Source organism: Longibacter sp., assembly GCF_051155795.1.
In the GTDB taxonomy this organism is placed as follows: Bacteria; Bacteroidota; Rhodothermia; order Rhodothermales; family Salinibacteraceae; genus Longibacter.
The window spans coordinates 40,310-63,655 of record NZ_DAXETW010000014.1 but is presented as its reverse complement, the minus strand read 5'-3'; the positions used below and the strand labels follow the sequence as shown (position 1 = coordinate 63,655).

Sequence of the window (23,346 nt, the reverse complement as noted above, 5' to 3'; positions counted from 1 at the left end):
TACCTGTTGCGGAGGCTTGTAGCCTTCCCCCTTCCGTCCCTCCCCTTTCGAGAGCACGATCTATGAAACAGAGATACCGCGTTTCCCTGATTGCTTTATCCATCCTGTTCATCTTTTGCCTTCCCATCAGCCTTCCACCTGCTGCTGCACAGTGCGCGAATGTGACCATCAGTGAGGATGTGGAGAACGTCACCCGAAGCCAGCTAACTGACAGCGGGTGGGAAATTTTTGGTACATCGATTACGTCGACCGACCCGATCGACGGTCAGCAGAGCTTTCGTACCAGCGGTGCCAACGGCAACGATCCGGGAGACAACCGGGTCGTTCGCAGCCCATACGTTTCGATCGACGGAGACGTGTGCGTCGAATTCGAGTATTTGCCCAATAGCCCGGGCAGCAACACGTTTCTCCGCATTGTTCTTATCACGCGAGATGATTCGTACTTCCCCCTGGATGAGGTCGGCCTCAGTGGGGTGACGACGCTTCAGGCGTACCAGCACACGTTCACCGAGTCCGAAATCACGAATGCCGTCGGTGGTTCGATCGACCGAGCCCGAATCGCCATCGAGTTTAACGGCGACAATGCCGGCGGGCGCACGCTGAAAATCGATAATGTCGCGATCACAGAAACCCCTGTGTATGATCGAGGCACGGACGACTACAGCAACCGGGCTCCGACGGTCACCGATGAGACCTACACCACGACGTGGGGCGAGTCGGTCCAGGGCAACGTGCTCTCCAACGATTCGGACCCGGACATCGTGGACGGATTCGATGACGGCCCGCTCATCGCGACGATACTAAGCGGCGTGAGCAATGGGACGCTGACCTTCAACAGCGACGGATCCTTTGAGTACGCGCCCACATCCGACGGCACCGACAGCTTCGAGTACGAAGTCTGCGACGACGGCTTCGACCCGGAGTGCGCCACCGGCGTCGCGGACTTCAACACCGCGATCCCCGTCGAACTCGGCACCTTCACCGCAACGGCAGACGGACGGTCGATCGTGCTGCGCTGGACGACGCTGTCAGAGACGAACAACCGGGGGTTTTATATTGAGCACCGGTCCGGTGCCGGCTTCAACGCCATCGGCTTCGTCGAAGGACAGCACACGACGACCGAGTCCACCACCTATCGCTTTGCTGTCGACAATCTTGACCCAGGCGATAACACGTTCCGGCTCCGGCAGGTCGACGTAGATGGCGACGTCGAATACTCGCCAGAGGTTACCGCGCGCATCGATCTCGACGAGGCGCTGACATTGGAGCTTTCGGGACAGAATCCCGTTCGCACGCAGAGTTCGGTCACCTATGGCTTGGAAACCGCGGAGCCGCTCGTGATCGACCTGTTCGATGTGCTGGGCCGCCGCGTTCGGACACTGTACCGCGGCACACCGGCGCCGGGGCAACTCCACACGGTGAACGTCTCCGCCGACGGACTCGCGCCGGGCCGATACCTCATTCGGGCCCGAACGGCCTCGCGCCAGGTCACGCAGCCGATTACGGTCGTTCAGTAGCAGTTTATGCCCGAAAGAGGGTTCGATCGCACGGCCCCAGGTCCGGGCTACGCAATGTAATGTGACGCACCAAAAAAAGCGCCTCGCCGGCAATCGGCAGAGGCGCTTTTTATATCGATCGAGTGCGTCGGGCTGATCGGATGCGGTCAGGCGTCTTGTCCCGCCCCTGATCCAATCAGAACCTGTTTGGCGGACAGCCTTTGGCCCCCAAGGGTACGGACCTCCCGAGGTCGGTCCTCGCAACGCTCCAAACACTGGATCGTCTTGGATCTAGCGCTGCGTGTTCACTAAGCCAGTGCCAAATGAAAACCTTCGGCCCTATCGGAGGCGTAAGCTTCTTACCTTGTTTTTTGCGATCCATCCGCCAAACAGGTTGTCCACCCTCCACAATCAACTACCGACCAACGAACCCTACGGATGCAGACGTCCAATCGTCCGGGGGAACGGAATCGTTTCCCGGACATGCTCCCGGCCGCAGAGCCAGCCGATCGTGCGCTCCAGCCCGAGCCCGAATCCGCTGTGCGGGACGGACCCGAACTTGCGGAGGTCGAGGTACCAGTCGAAGACCTCCTGCGGAAGACCATGCGCGTCGATTTGCTCTTCCAGGAAGTCGAGGTCCGTTGCGCGCTCTCCGCCACCGACGATCTCGCCGTATCCCTCTGGGGCCAGCACGTCCATGCCGAGCGCCAGGCGATCATCCTCCGGGTCGCGCTTCATGTAGAACGCCTTGATCTTCGCCGGGAAGCGGTGCACGATTATGGGGCGATCGAAGTGCCAGGTGAGCACCGTCTCGTCGCTTCCCCCGAAGTCGCTCCCCCACTCGAAGTTCTGAGCAGAGGCCTTCCAGTCCGGCAAGTTGCGAAGGGCTTCCTCGATCTCATCGATGCGCTTGTTGATCTCAATTTCGCGCTGATCGATCTGCCGCTTCCGCCACTTCTTCGCCTGCCCGCGCTCCTTCTGGTTGGCCTCCTTCTCTTCTTGCAGATCCGTTTTCTCCTGCTTTATCGACGCGATCCGGTCGTCGATCATGTCGGCCGTTTCATCGCTCCGGAGGATCTCAACGGCTTCGTCGTAGCTGACGCGCGGGAACGGTGCCTGCACCTTCTCAAGCGCCTCCGTGTCGCGCTCCAACGCCTCCAGTTCGGCCTCACAGTCGCGAAGAACGGTCTGGACGACGTGGCTGACGAACTGCTCCGCCAATTCCATATCCATCTCCAGGTCGTAAAACGCCATCTCCGGCTCGATCATCCAGAACTCCGTCAGGTGACGACGGGTCTTTGACTTCTCCGCTCGAAACGTTGGGCCGAACGTGTAGATCTTGCCGAGGGCCATTGCCATCGCCTCTCCGTGCAGCTGCCCGCTCTGCGTCAGGTAGGCGCTCTGGTCGTCGAAGTAATCCAGTTCGAAAAGCGTAGACGTGCCTTCGACAGCGTTCCCCGTCAGAACCGGAGCATCCATCTGAATGAATCCGCGGTCCTGGAAAAACTCATGGATCGCCATGATCGCACGGTTCCGTACCCGCATCACCGCCCACTGGCTCTCACTACGCAGCCAGAGGTGCCGGTTGTTCATCAGGAAGTCGATCCCGTGCTCCTTCGGCGTGATCGGGTAGTCGCCGGATGAGCCGATCGTCTCGATGGCTGACACCTGGATTTCATAGCCCCCGGGGGCGCGATCATCTTCGGACACGGACCCGGTCACGGCAAGCGCCGCCTCCTGGCTCGCAGCGTCCGCCGCCTCCCAGGACGCGTCGTCGACGCTGTCCTCGGCTGCCACGCACTGGACGAAGCCCGAACCGTCGCGCAGGATCAGGAAATAGAGTCCCTTCGAGCCCCGCTTATTGTGGAGCCAGCCCTTGAGGGTAACGGTCTCACCGACGTGGTCGGGCAGGTCTTCGATCCGGGTGAAGTCGTCGATCGGGTCGGACGCGTGGGACATTCAACAACAGATGGATGGGTGGATGGAGACGTGAAGGTGCACCGGGATAGCGCTCGCCGCCCGGTCAGCCCATGCGTGATACACGACGGGACGATCATGTTCCGGCATGGAAGGGGCCTGCTGCACCGGTTCCGCGGCGCACGCGCCGGCAGGCCACGTGAACGAGTTTCGCCGTTCGGCGTTGTGCATGACCGTCACCTGCCTGCCCTCTTTCTTCGCGCAACGCGGCCTGCACATGCGTTTCCCCTTCGCTCCTGGAACGACCGACGACGCGACTCCATCCGGCGTTCGTTGCTCCGGGGTCGCCATCCTCGTCCCCATTCTGCTCCTCGTCACCGCCCTCGTCGCGCCCCGAACCGGCCTCGGTCAGGACCTGCTGGTTCATATGGACGACCGGCAGACCAATCACCTGAAGGCCTATGGCGCGGCGTTCTGGGCGCTGGAACAGGGCATTTCCGTGGATTGGCTGCTTAACTATCGTGGCGGATCGTTCATGCTCCCGGCTTCCCCGTCGGCACGGCAGGAGCTCCGCGTCCGAGGAGTCTCATTCGAAGCGCTCGATGGCGGCGCCGCCTCGGAGGTCATCGCAACGGTCGAAGCGGACGGGAGCAACATGTCGGTCGTGCGACTCGAGAAACCGCCCAAGATCGCCGTCTACGCGCCCGACGCCACCCTTCCCTGGGACGATGCCGTGCTTCTCGCGCTCACCTACGCCGAGGTCCCGCACGACATGATCTACGACGCGGAGGTCCTCGACGGCAAGCTCTCTGACTACGACTGGGTCCATATGCATCATGAGGACTTTACCGGCCAGTTCGGGAAATTCCTCCGGTACCGTAACCAGTCCTGGTACATCAAGCAGCAGCAGGAAGCGGAATCCCTGGCCCGAGAACACGGCTTTCGCAAGGTGAGCGAGTTGAAGCTGGCCGTCGCCGAACGCATCCGGAGCTACGTCGCGCAGGGCGGTTTCCTCTTCTCGATGTGCTCCGGCACGGACACGTTCGACATCGCCCTCGCGGCCCACGCCACCGACATCGTGCCGCGCGAGTACGACGGAGACCCCGTCGACCCGGATGCCATGGACAAGCTGGATTACTCGCATACCCTGGCGTTCGAGAACTTCCAGCCGAACTTCAACCCGCACGAATACGAACATTCCAACATCGACGTCGGCCCGCCCCCGCCGCAGTTGAGGGACCCGTCGCTCGACTACTTTACACTGTTCGAGTTCAGCGCGAAGTGGGATCCGGTGCCGACCATGCTGACGCAGAACCACGTGGCGACGGTGAAAGGATTCGTCGGACAGACGACGGCCTTTAAGAAGAGCCTGGTCAAGGACGACGTGGTGATCCTCGCCGAGGCACCGAACCGGGACCAGGTGCGCTACCTCCACGGCACCGTGGGTCAGGGTACGTTTACGTTCTACGCCGGCCACGACCCGGAGGATTACCAGCACTTTGTAGGGGACCCGCCGACGGACCTCGCCCTGCACAAACATTCACCGGGCTACCGGCTCATTCTGAACAACATCCTATTCCCCGCGGCAAAGAAAAAGAAGCAAAAGACTTGACGTGAGCGGCGTCCGGCTGCTTTTCCGCCAAACCGTCGGTAGGTTGCTATCGTCGTGATGCGCATCCCTTTCCGGATCTTCTCCCCTTCCGCCCTTCGCTCCATGTCGTCTCCTTCGTCCAAGCCGGTTGCGGATTCCCGTGCCGTCATCAACGAAATCGTGCTACCCAATGACACGAATAGCCTGGGCAACATGATGGGTGGACGCCTGCTGCACCTGATGGATAAATGTGCAGCCATCTCGGCTCAGCGCCACGCAAACCGGGTCTGCGTGACGGCATCGGTAGATAACGTGGAGTTTCAGGCGCCCATCCGCGGCGGCGAGGTGGTGGTGATCCAAAGCCAGGTGAACCGTGCATTTCGTACGTCGATGGAGGTCGAACTGAACGTATGGGCGGAGAACCCCAAAGAGCAGACGCGGACGAAATCGAACCGTGCGTTCTACACGTTCGTTGCGCTGGACGATGACAGCAACCCGATCGAGATCCCGGCGGTCGATCCGCAGACGGAGGAGGAAGAGGAGCGGTACGCGGCCGCAGCCAAGCGGCGAGAGGTTCGCCTCGTGCTGGCCGGCCGCCTCGGCCTGGAGGACGCCGCCAACCTCCGCGACGACATGCGTGCCGCCATTCAGGCATCGCCGTCTCGCGCTTGATGTCAACCGTCCGACCACCGATTCCATCCGCCTCGTTCTGCCGCTCGCAGCCGGCGGCAGCCGGGGGCAGTGGAGCTGTACCCGTGTTCACGGCGTTGTGCTTGCTCACGATCCTCCTCCTGACCGCTGCTCCAAACGCGTCCGCGCAGCGACAGGTCGGCGCCTTCGGAGCCGGCGGGCAGGCCGGCCTTCCCGGCGGCGCAACCGTCAAGCTGTATCGTGACGACAGCGTCGCCTATGACGTCCTGTTTAACACGGACCTGGATGATCGCTTCGTGCTCTTTACCCATCGCCTGTGGGAAGAGCCGATCCCGCAATCCCCGCTCTGGATCTACGCCGGCCCGGGCGTGGTCGTAGGTGCGGAGAACCTGTCCGCTGAACCCGTCTCCGTGCTCGGCGTGAGTGGTCTGGCGGGGCTCAATTTCTACGCGGAACGGTTCGAGGTCTTTCTCCAGGTCATGCCCCGCCTGCAGGTGCATCCCTCCGTTCGTCCCCGACTCGGCGGCAGCGTGGGCCTCCGATACTACCTCTGACGTGCTCTAGACCACGCCGGTCCCTTCTGCTCGTTTGCCCTTTTCGCCCTCCCTCGCTCTGTCCCGCTCGCCGCGCCGTCCCCGATGCTGTACAATCGTGTTCTCGTTACCGGTGCCAACGGCCTCGTCGGCCAGGCCCTCGTCCGTCGTCTGAGCCGGTTCCCGGAATACGACGTCCTGGCCACCGCACGTGACGACACCCGGCGATTCGAGAAGGCGTCGTGCGGCTATGCGCCCCTGGACGTGACCGACCGGGACGCCGTTCATCGAACGTTCCAGGACTTCACCCCGAATGTGGTGGTCAACTGTGCGGCCGTCTCAAGCGTTAGCGATTGTGCAGAGAACCGGGAGCGGTGCTGGGCCGTGAACGCGGCATCCGTCGAAACGCTGACCCAGGAATGCCGACAGGTCGGGGCGCGGCTGGTTCACCTGTCGACCGACTTCGTCTTCGACGGTGAGGACGGACCCTACGACGAATCGGCACGACCGGACCCGGTCAATTACTATGGCCGGTCCAAGCTCGCGGGCGAAAATGCCGTCCGGGCCTCCGGGCTCGGATCGTGGGCCATTGTGCGCACGGTGCTGGTATACGGCACGGGACGGAAACTGAGCCGCTCCAACCTGGTCCTCTGGGTGACGGAATCCCTTCGCCGCGGTGAGCCGATTCAGGTCGTGAACGACCAGTACCGAACGCCGACCTACGTTATCGACCTCGCCGCCGGCATCGAGCGGCTGATCCACTTCGAGAAGGACGGCGTCTACCATCTGTCCGGCCGCGAGTTCGTGTCCATCTACGACATCGCACAGATGGTGGCCGACGTCTACGACCTCGACGGCAGCCTCATCGAGCCGGTGCCGAGCGACCACTTCGAGGATGCCATCGAGCGCCCCCTCCGAACCGGGTTCATCATTTTGAAGGGAGAAACCGAGCTCGGCTATTCACCCCGATCGCTGCGCGACGGCCTGCGTGCCCTGGGCCGCGAGCTGGACGTTCTCCCGGCTACAGGGTGACGGGATGGGGCCTACCGGCGGTTTTTCGAGAACCCTTTGACCACGGAGTACGCTCGGATTCGTAGGTTACGGTGTTCGATCCGACCCATCTGCTTTCTTCTTTCCCTCTCACGAAGTCTCTGCCACATGCTGGACATTGAACGCATTCGTCAAGAGCCGCAGCGCATCAAGGAGGCCATCCGGGCGAAAGGCGCGGGCGAGCCGGACGTCGTCGACCAACTGCTGGACGTGGATGAAGAGCGGCGCGCGGCGATCACCGAGATGCAGGAGACGCAGGAGAAGCAGAACAAGGTCTCGCGTTCGATCGGCCAGCTCAAGCGCGAGGGGAAAGACGACGAGGCGCAGGAAAAGATCGAGGAAACGAGTCGTCTCAAGAGCCGCGTGAAGGAGCTCGAAGAAACGGTTCGGGAGGTCAAGGAAAAGCAGCAGCGCCTCCTGCTCGAGATCCCGAACGTGCCCCACCGGAGCGTACCGGTCGGCTCAACGGAAGAGGACAACGAGGTTGCCGCGGAGGTTGGCGAGAAGCCGACGTTCGACTTCGACCCGAAGCCACACTGGGAGATCACCGATCAGCATGATCTGGTGGACTTCGAGCGGGGCGCCAAGGTGACCGGTGCTGGCTTTCCGTTCTACCTCGGCAAGGGGGCGCGGCTGCAACGCGCCCTCATCAACTTCTTCCTCGATCGCGCTCAGAAGAACGGCTACCGGGAGATGCAGGCGCCGCACTTCGTGAACGAAGCCAGCGCCCGCGGCACCGGTCAGCTGCCGGATAAGGAGGACCTGATGTACGAGATCCAGCGGGACGAACTCTTCCCCATCCCGACGGCGGAGGTCCCCGTCACCAACTTTTTCCGCGACGAAATTCTGGCAGCGGACGAGCTCCCGGTGAAACTATGCGCCTACACGCCCTGCTTCCGTCGCGAGGCGGGATCCCACGGCGCCGACGTCAGGGGCCTCAACCGGCTGCACCAGTTCGACAAGGTCGAGCTCGTCCATGTGGTCGAGCCGGACGATAGCTACCGAGCCCTGGAGTCGTTGCGCGAGGATGCCGAAGCGCTGCTTGACGCCCTCGGGCTGCCGTACCGTCGGCTGCTGATGTGCACGGGCGACATGGGGTTCACCCAGGCGAAGAAGTACGACCTTGAGGTCTGGAGCGCGGGCCAGGAGCGCTGGCTGGAGGTGTCCTCCATTTCGAATTTCGAGGACTTCCAGGCACGCCGAATGGCCATCCGCTATCGGCCCGAGGCCGAAGCCAAGCCGCAGCTGGTCCACACGCTGAACGGCAGCGGCCTCGCCCTGCCCCGCGTCGTCGCCGCCATTCTCGAGCAGTACCAGGACGAGCACGGCAATGTGCTCATCCCAGAGGTGCTGCAGCCCTACACAGGGTTCGAAACGATTGAATCGTGAAACGGCGTGTGGTTCGGTGTTTCCGTGCTGGTCCGTTTATGTTCGTCTCTTACTTTTCTAACACCTGAAACACCGTAACACCTTACCACCCTAACACCTCCGGTCACCGAACAACGGTCAGCGGTTGCACCGTCCGGACGGAGGCGCCTTCCAGTCGGAGGAAGTATCGGCCGCTGGGAACGGGTGGAATGGAGCGAGTGATCGCCTTCTCCTGTCCCGCCGTCGGCGTTCCATCGTACAGCGTTGCGACCTGCCGGCCGAGAAGGTCGTACATCACAACGCGCACAGGTCCCGGATCCTGCATCCCGATGGTGAAGGTCACCTGACCTCTCGCGGGATTCGGCGATGGCGCGCCGAAGACGATGTTCTGAGCGAGGGCGATCTGTGCCGTGACTTCGTCGGAGAGCGTTTCATCCCCGTCCACATCGACCTGACGCAGGCGAAAGCGGTGCATGCCCGCGGACAATTCCGACGTCTCGAACCGGTAGTCGACCGGGTCCGCCGTCGTACCCGCCCCGTCCACTGTGCCCATGACAGAGAAGCCGGCCTGGTCGGGCCCACGGTGCTCGACCTGGAAAAGATGGTTGCCGGTTTCGCTCAAGGTGCGCCAGGTCAGGAGCACCGTCTCGCCGTTTGCGCGAGCCCCGAAGTCGGCCAGCTCTACGGGAAGGCGGATCGGTGTGATCGTGAACTCGCTGGAGCTCCCGCCGCCGTCCGTGGCGATGGCAACGAGATGATCGTCCAGGGTGGGCGAGGTCCAGGACGCGGCCGTAAACGATGCCTGGACGGTCGTACCTGCATCGGTCGCGGCATAGGTCTGCGTGCCGACGTACACGCGTCCCTCTCCGGAGGGATCGCTGTCCGCGAGGTAGAAATCGACCGTCAGATCGTAGTTACATTTCGCCGTAGCGCAGTCTACGAGGTAGGGAAACGAGAACTCACGCGTCGCGGTGTCGAAGATCGGCCCGATCATGCCCTGAATCTCTGGTGCGTTGATCAACTTGTTCGGACCTGTGTCCGCGTCATTTGGGTCACTCGCATTCCTTCCATCCGTCCCGAGATCCATTCCAAGGCCGCCGTTGTCCGACATTAGATTCCCGCGGACCGTCGCGTAGGCAACCGTACCACTACTGGTGATACGAACCGCATCGGACGTGTTGTAGCGAATCCGGTTGCCAAGTCCGCCTTCGAGCGGGTCCGGATCTGAAGAAATCGTCGCCGACTCGGGATAGCCGATGACGACATCCCGCACCTCCAGACCTGCCTTCGCATCGATACGAATGCCGTCGCCGTCGTTCCCGAGACCGCCGTTCTGCGCGTTTGTCCCGATGTAGTTGCCCTGGATGATGACATCGCCTCCCGCGACAATCTCGATTCCATTTTCTCCATTCAGGGCGATCTCATTCCCGAACCCGGCGACGCCTATTGTGGCGTTAAATGCTCCGTCCAGGACGATGCCGTTTCCATCGTTGCCGGCCCCGGCGGACCCGTTTAAACCAATCTGGTTGTTCTGAACGGTCGTGAAGTCGCCTTCCAGACGAATGCCATCGCCGCCGGTGTTGGCGATCACGTTGCCTGTTCCCGGCGTTGCGAGGCCGATCTTCGTACCCGCCGCCGCAGATCCGGCCTGACTGCTCACGATGACCCCGTCTTTGCGATTTCCCACATCGTCCCCGTTGGGCGTCACACCGATCAGGTTGCGCGTGACCTCGGTACTCTCCGCGTCATCGTCAATCGAGAGCCCGCCCGCATTCGCGCCGATGACGTTGCCATCGACGGAATTGCCGCTGCCGTTCGCCACGCGTAGACCGATATTTTGCCCGAACGGGTCCCCGCCGGACGTCGTGCCGATGTAGTTGTACTGAACGACATTGTTGTCCGCCGATGTCGAACTGGAGCCGATCGCGACGCCATCCCCGGTGTTGCCCGCGATGACGTTTGCGAACAACAGGTCGTTGCCGCCGATCTGGTTGTTGCCGCTGTTCAAGACAACGCCCCGCTCGTTCGCCCGGGCGGCACTTTGATCTGCGCTCAGTCCGATCACGTTCGACGTCAGTACGTGCTGTCCACCCTCAAGACGGACACCATCTTCGGCGTTTCCGGAGATCGTATTGGACTGCAACGTCACCTCGGCGTCGGATCCGCTCACGGAAACGCCATGGCGTCCGTTCGGACGGGAGAAGGTACCGTCCTCGTCCAAGCCGATCACGTTGTCCGAAACGAGCGCCGTCATGCCGACGAGATACAGGCCCGTGTCACCGTTTGCGGAGATCACGTTTCCTGCGCTTGTGGAGCCGATCGTAACGTCAGAATACGCCTCGATTCCGTGGTCGCTGTTGCCCGCCGCCGTGCCGTCCGGCTCAATACCGATGAAGCAGTCGTGGACGGCCACGCCGTCACTGCTTCGGACGGCGATGCCGGTGCCGGGGTAGTTCACGATCGCGAGGCCACGTATTTCCGAATCCTCCGCGTTGGTCAACGTGAGTGCGTCCTCCGAACTGCCGGAGACCGCGCTACCGTCGAGGATGATGGCAGGAGCGCTTCCGTCGTACGCCGGCGACGACATCCCGTCGATGATAACCGGTGCGGTAATTTCGAGCTCAATGTCCTCCGGGATCGTTGCGGTACCGGACGACGGAACAGCAAACTCAATTACGTCCTTGGTGCCGGTCGTTGCATTCGCCTCCTGAATCGCGGCACGAAGGGTACATGTATTCATCGGCGTTCGGCAATCTCCATCCCCAATGCTCGCGTCATCGATCGGGGCAAGAGAGTTAACGGAGAACGTAGACTGCGCGTGCCCCGGCGTCGCGCCGAAGGACAGGAGCAGTGCGCCGAGGAAAGCGAGGATCGTGGTGGTTGTAGCGAATCGCGCCATACCGAAGGGACGTCTGTGGGAAAACCGTGGGGAAGCCTCGTATCGTAAAGCGTGGAACTCAGAGCCATCCGGACGGGCCTTTCGGCCATCATGGATAGACAAAACAGTTCCTACACGAATACAGCTAATGATATGTGTGGCACGAGACAATCGCAGTATCCTCCCGTTAAGACCTCTACGGATAGAATCAGAGCTGCTTGGCCGACTCCAGGAGTGCATCCTCCGCGTCGATGATGGATGCAAACCGGCTGCTGAGGAAGCGGTGCATCCGCGTGCGCTCGGCATCGACCATCCAGATAAAGCGCGGGATGTCGGTCTCCTCCGCCTGTCGGAGAATGGCGCGCGCGAGCAGGCTGAGACCGACGCCGGGGCCGCGGACCGGACACCTAGTGGCTCGAGCACCATAGAGTGCGCTGCATGGTGCGAATCGAACTCCGCGAAGGGACCTTCGGCTCGAACCGAGCCGGGAAATATCGGGGAATATAAAAGGCACCCTGCGTTCGACCGCAGGGCGCCCTTGTTTTGGATGATCAATGTCACGGTCGTTTCCACCGTGCTGAGTGCGCGGGCATCAAGATGCTTGTGCCTGCACACTCGGTGTGCGCGCCGTTTTTATCGAACGACCGTGAAGGACTGCACCACCGGCTTCGCGCCACCCTCCAGCCGCACGAAGTACCGTCCGCTGGCCAGCCCACGCACCGAGCGTTCAACGGTCTGCGTCTGACCCGCGGTTGGCGTTCCGTTGTAGAGCGTGGCCACCTTACGACCCAGCATGTCGTATACGGACAACTGGACCGGCTGGGCTTCACGCACGCCGAAGGACACGGAGATCTGGTCACGAACCGGGTTTGGCGCCGGTGCTTCCAGCGTCAGGTCTGCCTGCATCTGGATCTGAGCCGTGACCTCCTTCGACAGACTCGATGATCCATCTACATCGACCTGTTTTAGTCGGAATGTGTGGCTTCCAGCTTCGAGCGTTTCCGTCGCGAAGCGGTAGCGCGTCGTCTCGCTTGTGCTCCCTTGCCCTTCCACTTCACCAAGGCGCGCGAACGTCTCTGATTCAGGATCCTGATGCTGGACAATGAAGCGGTCATTGTTCTTCTCCGACAGCGTACGCCACGTCAACACGACGTTTTCAGAACTTGGCTGCGCCTTGAAGCCTGCCAGCTCAACCGGAAGTTGCCGGGACGTGATCGTAAACTCGGACGTATTGCCGTCAGCATCCGTTGCCGTACCCACAATAAAGTCGTCGCGAGTCACCGTCACTCCACTCGGTGGTGCGAAGCTGATGTTGCGAAAGCTCGTGGCCGCGCTCGACGGATATTGATCGGTGTAGAGAAAGGTCTTCCCTTCCCCACTGCTCTCACCATCCGCGAGGTAGAAATCAACCGTCAGACCGCTACCACCATAATTGCACTCGGTCGTGTTGCAATTGACGAGATAACGGACCTCAACCTCGCCGGTGCTTTGGTTGAACTGCGTTTGTGACTGGTCCAGTTCCGGCGCGTTCTGCAAATTGTTGACGCCGTTATCGGTGTCGCCAAAGTCGTTCGACGTCTGACCGTCATCCGCAAGATCGATGCCCAACTGGCCATTACTGTATACGAGGTTGCCGCGGACAACATTCTCTACCAGTGTACCGGATCCGCTAATAGCTACGCCTGGCCCGCTGTTAAATGCAATGGCGTTGCCGTCACCATTCCCGGGCGACGGATCGTCCGGAATCGTATTCCCTTCATCGTAGCCAACTTCGTTACCGTTGGCCTGACTGCCCGCATCGATGTAAATCCCTGCCTGTGTGTTGCCGAGATCGTCGCCGTTTGCATTTGTACCGACGTAGTTTCCTTCAACAAACACATTGTCTGCGTCGTCGATTTCGATGCCATCGCCGCCGTTGTTGCCAATGACGTTGCCGTCGTCGGCACTGAGACCGATGTTCACGTCGTTTGCACCCCCGATGAAGACCCCGTCATCATCATTGCCAAGGTTGTCGCCGTTGAGGTTCGTGCCGATATGATTTCGAAAGATGTCGTTATAATTTCCGGCAATCTGCACACCATCGTCACCGTTAAAACCGATGACATTGCCATCACCGGCAGATTCGCCACCGACTTCGTTTTCGTCGCTGGGATTGCCAGAAACGGTGGGATCGACATTGACAAACACGCCGTCATTGCTGTTCCCAAGGTCGGCGAAGCTCCGGTTGGTACCGATGTAGTTGCTTCGGATAAAGTTGCGAAGGCTGTTGTCGTTGCGGATGTACACCCCACGCGTGTTACCACCGATGACGTTTTCAGTCATCAGATTGTCCGAACCAAGGTCGATTCGGATGCCAGCTTCAGCGATTCCTTGTCCGTTGCCCAGCGTGCCCGAGGCATCGCCCGTCACGCCGATGTAGTTAAACTGAATCGTGTTGTTATCCGAAGACGTACCGGATCCGCCATTACCCAGGCGAATGCCATTGAACGTGTTGCCGGAAACGACATTGCGCGCCGGCGTGTCACTGGCAGGCCCAATGGTATTGCCGTTGCTTTGAATGACAATACCGGTGCTGTTCGGGAGGTCGCTCATACCGTCAGCCGACGTACCGATGTTGTTTGAGAGCACCTCGGTCGTACCACCCGAAAGAAACACACCATTACCGGAGTTACCCGAAATGACACTTCCGAGATAGAACGTACTGAGACTGCTTGACGACACATATCCGACTGCATTGCCAGTGCCCGAATTTACTTCCACACCATTTTGACCGTTGCCTAGTGCGGCATCTCCATTGGCCGTCGTTCCGATGTAGTTCTCACTAATGATCGCATCACTGGCACTCACGTAGATACCGTCACCTCCATTTCCGGAAATGACATTACGTCCTGCCGCCGTGAAACCAAAAGAGCTAAAGACGACCTGCGCACCGATAAAGGCATTGTCTGCTGTGATTTCCACACCATTGTCTCCATTCCCCGCTGCGGTTGTGCCATCGACATCAATGCCGACGTAGCAATACGTGACGGTGACGTCCGCTGCATCGATAAGTACGTTGATGCCGTCATCGGGAAAGTTGTTGACGGCAAGCGCTGAAACCGATGTTCCTGACGCACCTTCGGTCCGAATGTCAAGCCCATCTTCGACATTACCGCTGATACCATTCCCGTCCAACACGACAACAGGCGGACCCGGACTGCTCCAGTTCGGCGCCGTAGTACCGTCGATCGTCACCGTCTCAGTCACCCGAAATTCACTACTTGGGGAGATAACGGCAAAGCCGCCGGTCGTTGGAATGTTGCCGAACTCAATCGTGTCATCAGCACCGTCCGCATTGGCCTCCTCTATGGCAGCGCGCAATGTGCAGACGCCACCGGCGGTTTCACACGAACCGTCACCGACATTTGCATCTCCCGCGTCGCCCCTTGAGTCCACTTGAAACGTCTGCTGTGCGATAGCAGGGGTCGACATGGTCGACCACGCCGCCATGAAGGCCACGAGCACGACAACGAATGGGATGAGGCGACCACCCGGCTGTAAGGTGAACTGAGAGCCTAAGTTTGTAGAGGTAAGAGACATAAACAACATGTCTAAAAGTAGGAAGATAGCGAGAGGCAGCGAGCTTCAAAATCGCTCCCGAATAAGCCTCTACTATACATTGCGACAAACGCGCGGAAGTCAGGACATACCATAGTTGGCGGTCCTGTCGACGTGTGCAATCCAACAGTCTTTCTGCGCTACATCGGATCCGCATCCGTCAGTTTAAGCGACAAAAAAACGCCCGCCTCCATCCCTGGAAGCGGGCGTTTCAGATCCGTGAAGCGAGCCGTCCTGCATCGCTAGCGCAGTACAGCCACACATTCACACCTTCATACATTCAAACCTACCCACGGCCTTACGCGACCCCGTCCTCCGCGGCCGGCTTCGGCTTCTCGGGGGCGCCGTCGCCGGAGGCGGCCTTCTCCTCCAGCTCCTCGACGTCGAGTTCGGCGGTTTCACCCGGCGAGCGGTCGATCTCGCGTGGATCCTGACCTTCTCCCGGGAACATCTGGATGTGCTCGGTTGGCACGTCCTTGCCGGCGCCGCGCCCAAGCGGGGAGCCTTCGTGGATATAATAGTCCTTGTTCGGCAGCGTGTCGCTGTAGCGACGCGCAGCTTCCGCGGCCTTGCGCATCTTGTCGTCCGCGTTCCGACGCATCTCGCCGAAGTTCTGGTGGATCTTGTTGTCGAACCAGTCGAACAGGTACTCGAAGGCAGCGCGGTCGCGCTCGAAGCGAGGACCGTACTCGCCCGTGCGAAGCTGGTCGTCCATCTTGGAGAGCGACGTCGTAAGAGCGAAGATGTAAATCGCGTTGTCGGCAACGCGCGCCTGCTGCGCCTGATGCTTGACGATGTCTTCCCGCTCCCACTTGCTGACAAGCTTGACGTAATGGGAGTGCTTCTGAACGAGCGTCGCGAGCTGCTCCGCCTGCTCGCGCAGCGCGGGATGAATGCTGCGAATGTCGGGCGCACTCGGCTTGTACCCGAGGAAGAGCTGCGCGCCGAGCGGCACGGCCTTTTTCATGATGGCCGGATTCGTGGCGGCGTTGAACATACGGCTGACGTTCTGCCCGATCGACTCGTCGGTGTCCCACGTCAGCGCATCCTGAATCGAGATCATCTGCTCGGCGAGCTGCTTGCCGCCGTACGCAAAGATGAACGACTGCATGACCTCGTTCGAACCCTCGACGATGGCGTGGATGCGATTGTCCCGCCAGGAGCGCTCCAGCTCGTTTTCTTCCATGTAGCCTTCGCCGCCCATCACGGTCATGACGTCGTCAATGACCTCCCAGCCGAAGTGGCTGCAAAAGACCTTCGTGATGGCCGTCTCGACCATGATGTCTTTGTCGCCGCGATCGAGCATGCCCGTCATCATGTAGAGCATGGCGTCCATCGCGTACGTGAGCGAGGACATCCGTGCGATCTTCTGCTGGACGAGCTCGAAGTCGGCGATCGGGCGCTTGAACTGGTAGCGCGTCTGCGCCCACTTAATGCCCTGGTTCATCGCCGCCTTCGCTGCTCCGGTGACACCGGCGCTCAGCGTACAACGACCGTAGTTCAGGCAGTTGAGCGCGACCTTGAGGCCGCCGCCCTCATTGTGCAGTAAGTTCTCCTTCGGCACGCGGACGTCGTTGAAGCGGAAGCGAGCCTGCCACGTCCCGCGAATTCCGGTTTTCGCCCGGTTGTTCTCGAAGATCTCGACGCCGTCCATATCCGGCGTCACGATCAACGCGTTGACGCCGCGCTGCTCAAGCTCGCCGGTCTCTTCGTTCTTTACCATGTTCTTGCACATCACGGTCATCAGACCGCTCAGCGCACCGGAAGTCGACCACTTCTTCTCGCCGTTCAGTACGTAGTCGCCACCCTCGGTCTTGACGGAAAACGACTCCTGCCCGGCCGCATCCGAGCCAACGTTGGGCTCCGACAGGCAAAACGCGCTGAGTTTCTCGCGCGCCACCATCGGTAGGTAGTCTTCCTTCTGCTGCTCGTCGCCGAACATGACGAGGGCCTTGCAGCCGATCGACTGGTGCGCCGAGACCATCACGGCCGTCGAGGCGCAGTAACTACCGATCATCTCCAGCACACGGTTGTAGCTCGTCACGCCAAGGCCGAGACCGCCGTACTCCTCGGGGATAATCATCCCCATCACGCCCATCTCGAAGAGCCGGTCGATCGCCTCCTGCGGGATGTACTGCTCCTGGTCGATCTCTACCGCCGGGTGCTCGTTCTCGAGGTACTCTTCCAGCTCCTCGAGCAGGGCATCGCACTTCTCGCGCTCATCCTTGCTCTCCCGCGGGTAGGGAAAGACGAGGTCTTCGCGAAAGCGGCCCCAGAAGACGTTTTTCATGAAGCCCATGTCTTCGGGCTCCGGACCCATCATCGTCTCGATATCCTGGATCATCTGCTGATCCGCCTTCGAGACACCCTTGATATTGCTTAAGCCTTTGTTGGCCATAATGTGTTCGGTGCGCTCTTGAGTGGCAAGTGATCGATCCGTCAAATCCGGGCCTTGCATGACCCGGCTTCACGGACGTGATGCAGCGTTCAATTTGGATTGGAAGGCGTTACGACGCCCCGCCGAACGACACGTGCATGTGACTGGCATCCACCCGGCCGGACGATACCGGCATCGCGGGCGTATGCTACGAGCAGAATCCCGTCCTCGGGCCACGATACGGCGCGTGGTCGGAGCCGTCAGATGCTCGGATATCCAACGGACGAACTGAGGCTTCGTGTCGGCGTCTCTCGCCCGAACGAAGACATCACGCGAGATTCGCCATCCGGGTATGCCATCGGGTGAACGCGTCCACCCGGGCCTGCCGTTCATTTCATGCGCCGTCGGAAGCGCGGCCTTGACGCTACTTTCCGCATGAATTAAATGTAATCGTCGGAAGTGCTTCCAGTACAGGCTGTGTCGTGTAAAGTGTGAGAATTGGGTCGGTTCCAGTTCTGCCCCCCCATCGCGCGTCCACCATACGCTGCTCCAATACCGGCCGTGGACGATACGACCTTGGCTCCAGCTATTCCACGACCTTATTCATAGATGCCGGTGGATAGGCGTCGCGGTATCGGGTACGTTGGAATCATCGTCTCCCCAGTGTCATCGCCGCCCTCGGCTTACCACCTGCGTTTATGCCCGACTCCACGTCCGCATCCTTCGTCGACCGACTTCGCACCGTTCATAGCCAGAAGGCGTCCGTCGTTTGCGTTGGACTCGACCCGGACCCCGACCGGTTGCCCGTCCCATTCCGGGATGGCAACAGCCTCGCAACGTCAATAACCTCTTTCTGCCGGGAGATCATCCACGCGACAGCAGATTACGCCTGCGCCTTCAAGCTGAACTTCGCCTTCTTCGAGGCGCTCGGTCCGATCGGGGCACAGGTACTTGAGAAGACGGCGTCGGCGATCCCGGACGACTGCCTCGTTATCGGGGATGCAAAACGGGGAGATATCGGAAACTCGGCACGCTTCTACGCGGACGCTGTGTTCAATCACATGCACTGCGATGCCATCACCGTGGCTCCGTACATGGGGCACGACAGCGTCACGCCATTCCTCGAGACGGAAGGCACCTGCGCCTTCGTCCTTGCCCGGACGTCGAACCCCGGCGCCGGCGACTTCCAGGAGGCCTGCACCTGTGATGGCGAGCCGCTCTACCTGCGAACGGCTCGGAAGGTGGCCGAGTGGAACGACGATCACCCCGGAACGGCGGGACTCGTGGCCGGGGCCACCTCGCCGGAGGCCCTTCGCGAACTCCGTAGCGCGTGCCCGACACTTCCGTTTCTCATCCCCGGCGTCGGATCTCAGGGAGGCGACCCCGCCGCCGTGATGCAGGCCGGGGCCACCGACGACGGCCTCGTCGTCGTGAACAGCAGCCGGAGCATCATCTACGCGTCGGAAGACGACGACTTCGCCGCAGCCGCCGCCGGCGCTGCCCGACGTCTACGCGATGTTCTGAACGGAGAACCCAACGAGTCGAATTGATCCGACGATGGTGCCGCTGCAGCTACCGGTGCCCGGTGATGCTGTCGGTGGTATCGCTGCACCCTCTCCCTGCGTTATGGAAGCAATGGCCGATGGGTCTTGTAAGAAACGCCATCCGCCTCGTCCGTCCCGTCCGCCATGCGCCGCGTCCCCGACCGACGCCTCGTTCGCGTCCGCGAACCCGACCTGTCCCCCGATTCCGTCGAAGTCCACGAGCCCGCGCCCGGCGGCCGATCCGTACCCGAAGCTTTCGTCCAGGACCTCTGGGATGCACAACGATTCAACCGCTCGGATCTCACAACCACCGACGGCGAGAGAGTCCGCATTTTAGACCCGGGCGACCTGAACACGGATGCCGGCCCCGACTTCTCCGGTGCACACCTCCGCATCGGGGAGGTCGACTGGTTCGGAGACGTGGAGATTCACGTCACTTCCGGGGCCTGGTTCGATCACAACCACCACCGGGATCCGCGATATGACCGCGTGATCCTACACGTTACGCTTCATGCAGACCTCCACACGGGGCGCCTGACGCGAACGGACGGCTCCGTGCTTCCGGAGATCGTGCTCGCTCCCCGCCTTCAGCGGTCGCTCCACCGCATGGTCCACGCATTCGTGCAGCGCGACCGGGACGAACTTGTGTGTGCTCCGCAGTGGGCAGATGTCCCCGCTCCGCTGCGACGCGATTGGATCCAGACGCTTGGGTCGAAGCGCCTTTCGCGCCGGGCGGACCGTCTCCAGCTCCGGCTGAAACGAGGCACACCGGCGGATATCCTTCTCCAGGAACGACTCTTCGCCGGGCTCGGCTACGCGAAGAATTCCGAGCCCATGATCGACCTCGCGCGGCGGGTCCCACCCTCGGTGCTGAGATCTATCCGCGACGCCCGCGACCGGGAATCGCTCCTGCTCGGCACGGCCGGACTGCTCCCTGACCCCGGCCGCCTCCTCACAGCCGATCGGCACACCGCCGACGCGGTCATGGACTTTCGTGCACGTTACGCCCGGCTTCACGCCGACCGCCCGGTGCCGTCGATGAACACGACCGCGTGGACGTTCTTTCGGCTGCGTCCCAACAACCTCCCGCCCCTGCGAATCGCTCAGGCAGCGGCCTGGTTCGGCCCCGACGCGCTCTTTGGAACGGCACCCATCGAGCAACTGCAACACGCAGCCCGAAAGCAGCGGGCCCTCCCGGCCATACGGGACCGTCTGTCGGCCGTGCCCACGGTCTTCTGGGAAACCCACTATCGGCCGTCCACGGCCACGAAGAGACACTCGCCCGCTCTCGGGCAGACGCGGATCGACACGCTGATCATCAACGCCGTCGTGCCGCTCCTTCGGGCCATCGCGCAATCCGGGGAAAAGATGGACAAGCACATCCAAGGTAATCCGACGTCGGTGCTACTCGAGCAGCTGCCGTCCAAGCGCGATTCCGTGACACGACGATTTCGCACCCTCGGGACGACCCCGCGGTCCGCGGCTGAGGCGCAGGGGATGCACGAACTCTTCGGCAACTACTGCACTCGCGGGGGATGCCTGCAATGCGAGATCGGCCAGTTCCTTCTGGACCGGGATGCGTCGGGCTAGGACGCAGTGCTACCCCGCCCGTCCACCGCGTCGGACCGCCGCCGGCGTCACCACGGGAAACGCGGCCAAACGCATCCGGTATGCGGCATGCCCCCGACGCTTGCCCACCTGGCCGAGCCGACGGCCACAGCGTAAGACCCAGGCCCCTTCGTCCCGCAACGACACGTCCTCATGCTCGATCGTCCGCCCCTCGTTCGCATCGTTCGAATGACGTTCCATCCCGGAGCGGTCGACGACTTCGTCGCTCACTTCGACCAGGTTTCGCCCCGTATCCGGGCGTTTCCCGGGTGTTTGCACCTTGAACTGTGGCGGGACGCGCGCTACCCGAACATCTGCACAACCTACAGCCACTGGGATAGCAAGGACGCACTCAACGACTACCGCCACAGCGACCTCTTCGCCGACGCCTGGCGTGAAGCCAAGTCCAAATTCGCAGCCCGCCCCGTTGCGCAAAGCTACACGCCCATGCGAACCGTGGACGAGTAATTTCGGAAAGATGTAGCCAATTCGGTCGGATAGGGCGAAGAGCGTGATGCCGGCGCAACACGTACTCCCACACTCGGCAAGTCCCCCCATCCGCTATGATCTTGTGCCATGGCGAAAGAAGCAGGCAAAGAACTGAGGTGGGGTATCGCTTAGACGCGCCGGTCAGACGACAGGCGTCTCTCGCCGTTTCCGATCCGAGGAGTCCCCTTTTTTGACCGACCAAAAAAGGAACGGGAAAAGTCGCCCGGGAGAAACGACACACAGTCCGCAATCGGCCGCGTTATTCCAGATGAAAGCCACCAAACCGCAAAAAGGTGTCATCCATCACGGCCACAGCCTCACCACACCTTGGTGGACACGTTCCATCCCGGCGATTTGGCATAGAAGATCCTACGTTACAACATTACGGCCGAACGATTCATGACAGCCGTATCGCCATGCAAAAACCATCCGCCATTCCCCATCCGCTATCCCCGATCCACCCCTCCAATTCTCACGGACACTCCCACCCGGTCCATACGCTGTCAATTCGCGTCTCCGAGCACGGACCGGTACGGTAGCACCGCTCCCCGACCGAATCGAGTGGCACCGTCCGGGCGCCGGGTAGCGGGTGCGCGAACCCCCGGGCCCGGCTCATGCCGCCACCCCTCCACATGCAGACCAACCCCTTTCGGCGATCATAGCGCACAAAGTCGACACGCAGATTAAGCATCCGGCGCCGGATGCGGTCGTTTTCGTCGTTTCGCAGGTAGAGCGCCGTAGAGTCCCCCTCCGTCCTTGCGTCTGCGGCAACCATGCGGAGCAGGCTGGCGAACTGATCCGGGTTCGACGCCGGGGATGGGGGCTGGCGACATCCCGTCGCGGTGACGGCGACGACCGTAAACAGAACCGCTGCGACCAGGGACGCGATGATCTCGGTCGGTCGTCGAACGGCGGGGGCAACCATGGCGAAGCGACGGACGGCAGAGGGAAGTGGGAACTGATGGGGCAGGCATACCGGCGGAGCAACGAAAAACGCCCGACCCGCGGCAGTAGGTGCGCAGGCACGGGCGATCCGTTTTCCAGGCGGCTCATTCGATGACGCGATCCGACACCCCAGAGCCGCTCGTGGACCGCACTGGAGGCGCTACGCGACCATGAGACGGTGCCGTCGCGCCTACGGATTCAGCGCGTCTTCCATCGTGACCTCGCGACGGTTCTCCATCCGGCGGTATTCGACCGGCTCGACATAATAAAAGCTCTCGTTCGGGAGCGGCTGCGCGTCGGCGGATTCCCCACTGACCGTCGTACGGATCTGGCGGATCGTCCGGTCGTAGCGCTGCCGCATCATTCGCTGCTCTGTCGTGATCGCACCGTAATTCCGATGCAGGGCGCGGTAATTGCCGGAATCTGTCAGACGCTCCGCTATGGAGCGGTGCTGATCGAGAAGCGATTCGTGCTCGTCAATCAGCGTGCGGAACTGCTCCACAAACGGCTCCAGATCCGCGCGATTGGAGGCGGCCCGCTCAAGCACCTGTAGGTCGGCTTCGCTCCGCGCCAGGTTATCCGCAAAATCGTTGGTTACGTTGGACAACTGCTCCTGCAGCTCCGCTTCCGTCCCGTATCCACCGTACAGGCGGCACCCAGTGAGGGCAAGAATGAGAAACAGAAAGGGTGCGAGGCGAAAAGATCGAGCGGTCATGATGTCCGAATCGTCAGCGTCGGAATAGTAGGTCGAGTCCTCAGCGACCGCAGCCTGCGGCAGGAGAGATCGCGCGAGAAACTATCGGTAGGAAATAGTATACCGGATCGCGCACGTTGATTCATACGGGGTGGGATACTCTTACGTCCTTTTTCACCACCCGCCGCGGGGCATTTCCGGGCGCACGGGTCACCCGTCACCTTCGATGTGAAATCCGGCGCGTTCATTGCCACGAACGCCCTCGGCGTTGCGGTCTAGCCAGGCGCGCATGCGCTCCGCCTGCTTCCCCTCCAGTTCAATGCAATAGCGCCCGTCCTCATTGCCATCCGCGGCGAAGATAATGCGGACGGTGTCGCCGTCATCTTCGAAGGCGAGCGCCTGTTCAACATTGATCGTGTGCGGGCCAACATTTACGAGCAGCATGATCTCGGGGCGTTCAGTGAGAAGGTGCGGATATTACCCGGTCGACGTGTACCTTTACCGTACGCTCATGCGATCCGCTGGTTTGCGAGAGAAACACCCTTTCCCTGCAGAAAGTACGACGGACATGTGAACTGATCTTTTCCGTCCGCGGCCCGGCTCCGGTA

General features: G+C 61.3%; 17 protein-coding genes. 9 read left to right on the top strand and 8 right to left on the bottom strand.

What is annotated here, in order from left to right; genetic code table 11:
* Positions 1-62: 62 nt before the first annotated feature.
* Complete coding sequence (locus ACFCU0_RS02885; RefSeq protein WP_434972158.1) at positions 63-1,517, top strand: Ig-like domain-containing protein; 1,455 nt, start codon at positions 63-65, stop codon at positions 1,515-1,517.
* A 411-nt stretch (positions 1,518-1,928) separates the two neighbouring features.
* On the opposite strand, the gene ACFCU0_RS02880 is transcribed toward ACFCU0_RS02885, so the two are convergent.
* Positions 1,929-3,455: an amino acid--tRNA ligase-related protein gene (locus ACFCU0_RS02880; protein WP_434972157.1), complete on the bottom strand. Its 1,527-nt coding sequence runs from the start codon at positions 3,453-3,455 to the stop codon at positions 1,929-1,931.
* A 235-nt stretch (positions 3,456-3,690) separates the two neighbouring features.
* Here ACFCU0_RS02880 and ACFCU0_RS02875 point away from each other — a divergent pair, with 235 nt between their 5' ends.
* The 5 genes from ACFCU0_RS02875 to serS all read left to right on the top strand — a co-directional run bounded on the left by ACFCU0_RS02875 (position 3,691) and on the right by serS (position 8,627).
* Positions 3,691-5,025 carry an asparagine synthetase B gene (locus ACFCU0_RS02875; protein ID WP_434972156.1) on the top strand — a complete coding sequence of 445 codons (1,335 nt, stop codon included), beginning with the start codon at positions 3,691-3,693 and terminating at the stop codon, positions 5,023-5,025.
* A 102-nt stretch (positions 5,026-5,127) separates the two neighbouring features.
* Positions 5,128-5,676: an acyl-CoA thioesterase gene (locus ACFCU0_RS02870; protein WP_434972155.1), complete on the top strand. Its 549-nt coding sequence runs from the start codon at positions 5,128-5,130 to the stop codon at positions 5,674-5,676.
* Positions 5,676-6,209, top strand: coding sequence for an RNA polymerase subunit sigma-54 (locus ACFCU0_RS02865; RefSeq protein ID WP_434972154.1), 534 nt, complete (start codon positions 5,676-5,678; stop codon positions 6,207-6,209). The genes ACFCU0_RS02870 and ACFCU0_RS02865 overlap by 1 nt, the downstream gene beginning before the upstream one ends.
* A gap of 84 nt (positions 6,210-6,293) precedes the next feature.
* The gene (gene rfbD / locus ACFCU0_RS02860) at positions 6,294-7,220 is read left to right on the top strand and encodes a dTDP-4-dehydrorhamnose reductase (protein ID WP_434972153.1); all 927 of its coding nucleotides are present in this window, start codon (positions 6,294-6,296) and stop codon (positions 7,218-7,220) included.
* A 126-nt stretch (positions 7,221-7,346) separates the two neighbouring features.
* A complete protein-coding gene (gene serS, locus ACFCU0_RS02855; RefSeq protein WP_434972152.1) occupies positions 7,347-8,627 on the top strand; it encodes a serine--tRNA ligase in 1,281 nt (426 codons plus the stop codon).
* 103 nt (positions 8,628-8,730) lie between these two features.
* Here serS and ACFCU0_RS02850 read toward each other — a convergent pair whose 3' ends face one another.
* The 4 genes from ACFCU0_RS02850 to ACFCU0_RS02835 form a co-directional block, all read right to left on the bottom strand.
* The gene (locus ACFCU0_RS02850) at positions 8,731-11,505 is read right to left on the bottom strand and encodes a right-handed parallel beta-helix repeat-containing protein (RefSeq protein WP_434972151.1); all 2,775 of its coding nucleotides are present in this window, start codon (positions 11,503-11,505) and stop codon (positions 8,731-8,733) included.
* Between the two features lie 187 nt (positions 11,506-11,692).
* Positions 11,693-11,998, bottom strand: a complete 306-nt coding sequence (locus ACFCU0_RS02845) for a hypothetical protein (RefSeq protein ID WP_434972150.1) — start codon at positions 11,996-11,998, stop codon at positions 11,693-11,695.
* Between the two features lie 119 nt (positions 11,999-12,117).
* Positions 12,118-15,063, bottom strand: a complete 2,946-nt coding sequence (locus ACFCU0_RS02840) for a T9SS type A sorting domain-containing protein (RefSeq protein ID WP_434972149.1) — start codon at positions 15,061-15,063, stop codon at positions 12,118-12,120.
* 316 nt (positions 15,064-15,379) lie between these two features.
* The gene (locus ACFCU0_RS02835) at positions 15,380-17,479 is read right to left on the bottom strand and encodes an acyl-CoA dehydrogenase family protein (RefSeq protein ID WP_434972148.1); all 2,100 of its coding nucleotides are present in this window, start codon (positions 17,477-17,479) and stop codon (positions 15,380-15,382) included.
* Positions 17,480-18,156: 677 nt separating this feature from the next.
* Between ACFCU0_RS02835 and pyrF the strand changes: the two genes are divergently transcribed.
* The 3 genes from pyrF (at position 18,157) to ACFCU0_RS02820 (ending at position 21,078) form a co-directional block, all read left to right on the top strand.
* A complete protein-coding gene (gene pyrF, locus ACFCU0_RS02830; RefSeq protein ID WP_434972147.1) occupies positions 18,157-19,008 on the top strand; it encodes an orotidine-5'-phosphate decarboxylase in 852 nt (283 codons plus the stop codon).
* A 138-nt stretch (positions 19,009-19,146) separates the two neighbouring features.
* Positions 19,147-20,592: a DUF2851 family protein gene (locus ACFCU0_RS02825; protein ID WP_434972146.1), complete on the top strand. Its 1,446-nt coding sequence runs from the start codon at positions 19,147-19,149 to the stop codon at positions 20,590-20,592.
* A gap of 171 nt (positions 20,593-20,763) precedes the next feature.
* Positions 20,764-21,078: a putative quinol monooxygenase gene (locus ACFCU0_RS02820; RefSeq protein ID WP_434972145.1), complete on the top strand. Its 315-nt coding sequence runs from the start codon at positions 20,764-20,766 to the stop codon at positions 21,076-21,078.
* A 493-nt stretch (positions 21,079-21,571) separates the two neighbouring features.
* Here the strand turns inward: ACFCU0_RS02820 and ACFCU0_RS02815 are convergent, their stop codons facing one another.
* From ACFCU0_RS02815 to ACFCU0_RS02805, 3 genes are all read right to left on the bottom strand, one after another.
* Positions 21,572-22,024 (bottom strand): hypothetical protein, encoded by a 453-nt coding sequence (locus tag ACFCU0_RS02815; RefSeq protein ID WP_434972144.1) that lies wholly within the window; start codon positions 22,022-22,024, stop codon positions 21,572-21,574.
* A gap of 210 nt (positions 22,025-22,234) precedes the next feature.
* Positions 22,235-22,759: a hypothetical protein gene (locus ACFCU0_RS02810; RefSeq protein ID WP_434972143.1), complete on the bottom strand. Its 525-nt coding sequence runs from the start codon at positions 22,757-22,759 to the stop codon at positions 22,235-22,237.
* A 189-nt stretch (positions 22,760-22,948) separates the two neighbouring features.
* The gene (locus ACFCU0_RS02805; RefSeq protein ID WP_434972142.1) at positions 22,949-23,182 is read right to left on the bottom strand and encodes a hypothetical protein; all 234 of its coding nucleotides are present in this window, start codon (positions 23,180-23,182) and stop codon (positions 22,949-22,951) included.
* Positions 23,183-23,346 lie beyond the last annotated feature (164 nt).

Coding starts and splice junctions, on each gene's coding strand:
- ACFCU0_RS02835 (WP_434972148.1), bottom strand. CDS start 17,479: ATGGCCAACAAAGGCTTAAGCAATATCAAGGGTGTCTCGAAGGCGGAT.
- ACFCU0_RS02815 (WP_434972144.1), bottom strand. CDS start 22,024: ATGGTTGCCCCCGCCGTTCGACGACCGACCGAGATCATCGCGTCCCTG.
- ACFCU0_RS02850 (WP_434972151.1), bottom strand. CDS start 11,505: ATGGCGCGATTCGCTACAACCACCACGATCCTCGCTTTCCTCGGCGCA.
- ACFCU0_RS02840 (WP_434972149.1), bottom strand. CDS start 15,063: ATGTCTCTTACCTCTACAAACTTAGGCTCTCAGTTCACCTTACAGCCG.
- serS (WP_434972152.1), top strand. CDS start 7,347: ATGCTGGACATTGAACGCATTCGTCAAGAGCCGCAGCGCATCAAGGAG.
- ACFCU0_RS02880 (WP_434972157.1), bottom strand. CDS start 3,455: ATGTCCCACGCGTCCGACCCGATCGACGACTTCACCCGGATCGAAGAC.
- ACFCU0_RS02805 (WP_434972142.1), bottom strand. CDS start 23,182: ATGCTGCTCGTAAATGTTGGCCCGCACACGATCAATGTTGAACAGGCG.
- ACFCU0_RS02885 (WP_434972158.1), top strand. CDS start 63: ATGAAACAGAGATACCGCGTTTCCCTGATTGCTTTATCCATCCTGTTC.
- ACFCU0_RS02810 (WP_434972143.1), bottom strand. CDS start 22,759: ATGACCGCTCGATCTTTTCGCCTCGCACCCTTTCTGTTTCTCATTCTT.
- ACFCU0_RS02870 (WP_434972155.1), top strand. CDS start 5,128: ATGTCGTCTCCTTCGTCCAAGCCGGTTGCGGATTCCCGTGCCGTCATC.
- ACFCU0_RS02875 (WP_434972156.1), top strand. CDS start 3,691: ATGCGTTTCCCCTTCGCTCCTGGAACGACCGACGACGCGACTCCATCC.
- ACFCU0_RS02865 (WP_434972154.1), top strand. CDS start 5,676: ATGTCAACCGTCCGACCACCGATTCCATCCGCCTCGTTCTGCCGCTCG.
- pyrF (WP_434972147.1), top strand. CDS start 18,157: ATGCCCGACTCCACGTCCGCATCCTTCGTCGACCGACTTCGCACCGTT.
- rfbD (WP_434972153.1), top strand. CDS start 6,294: ATGCTGTACAATCGTGTTCTCGTTACCGGTGCCAACGGCCTCGTCGGC.
- ACFCU0_RS02825 (WP_434972146.1), top strand. CDS start 19,147: ATGCGCCGCGTCCCCGACCGACGCCTCGTTCGCGTCCGCGAACCCGAC.
- ACFCU0_RS02820 (WP_434972145.1), top strand. CDS start 20,764: ATGCTCGATCGTCCGCCCCTCGTTCGCATCGTTCGAATGACGTTCCAT.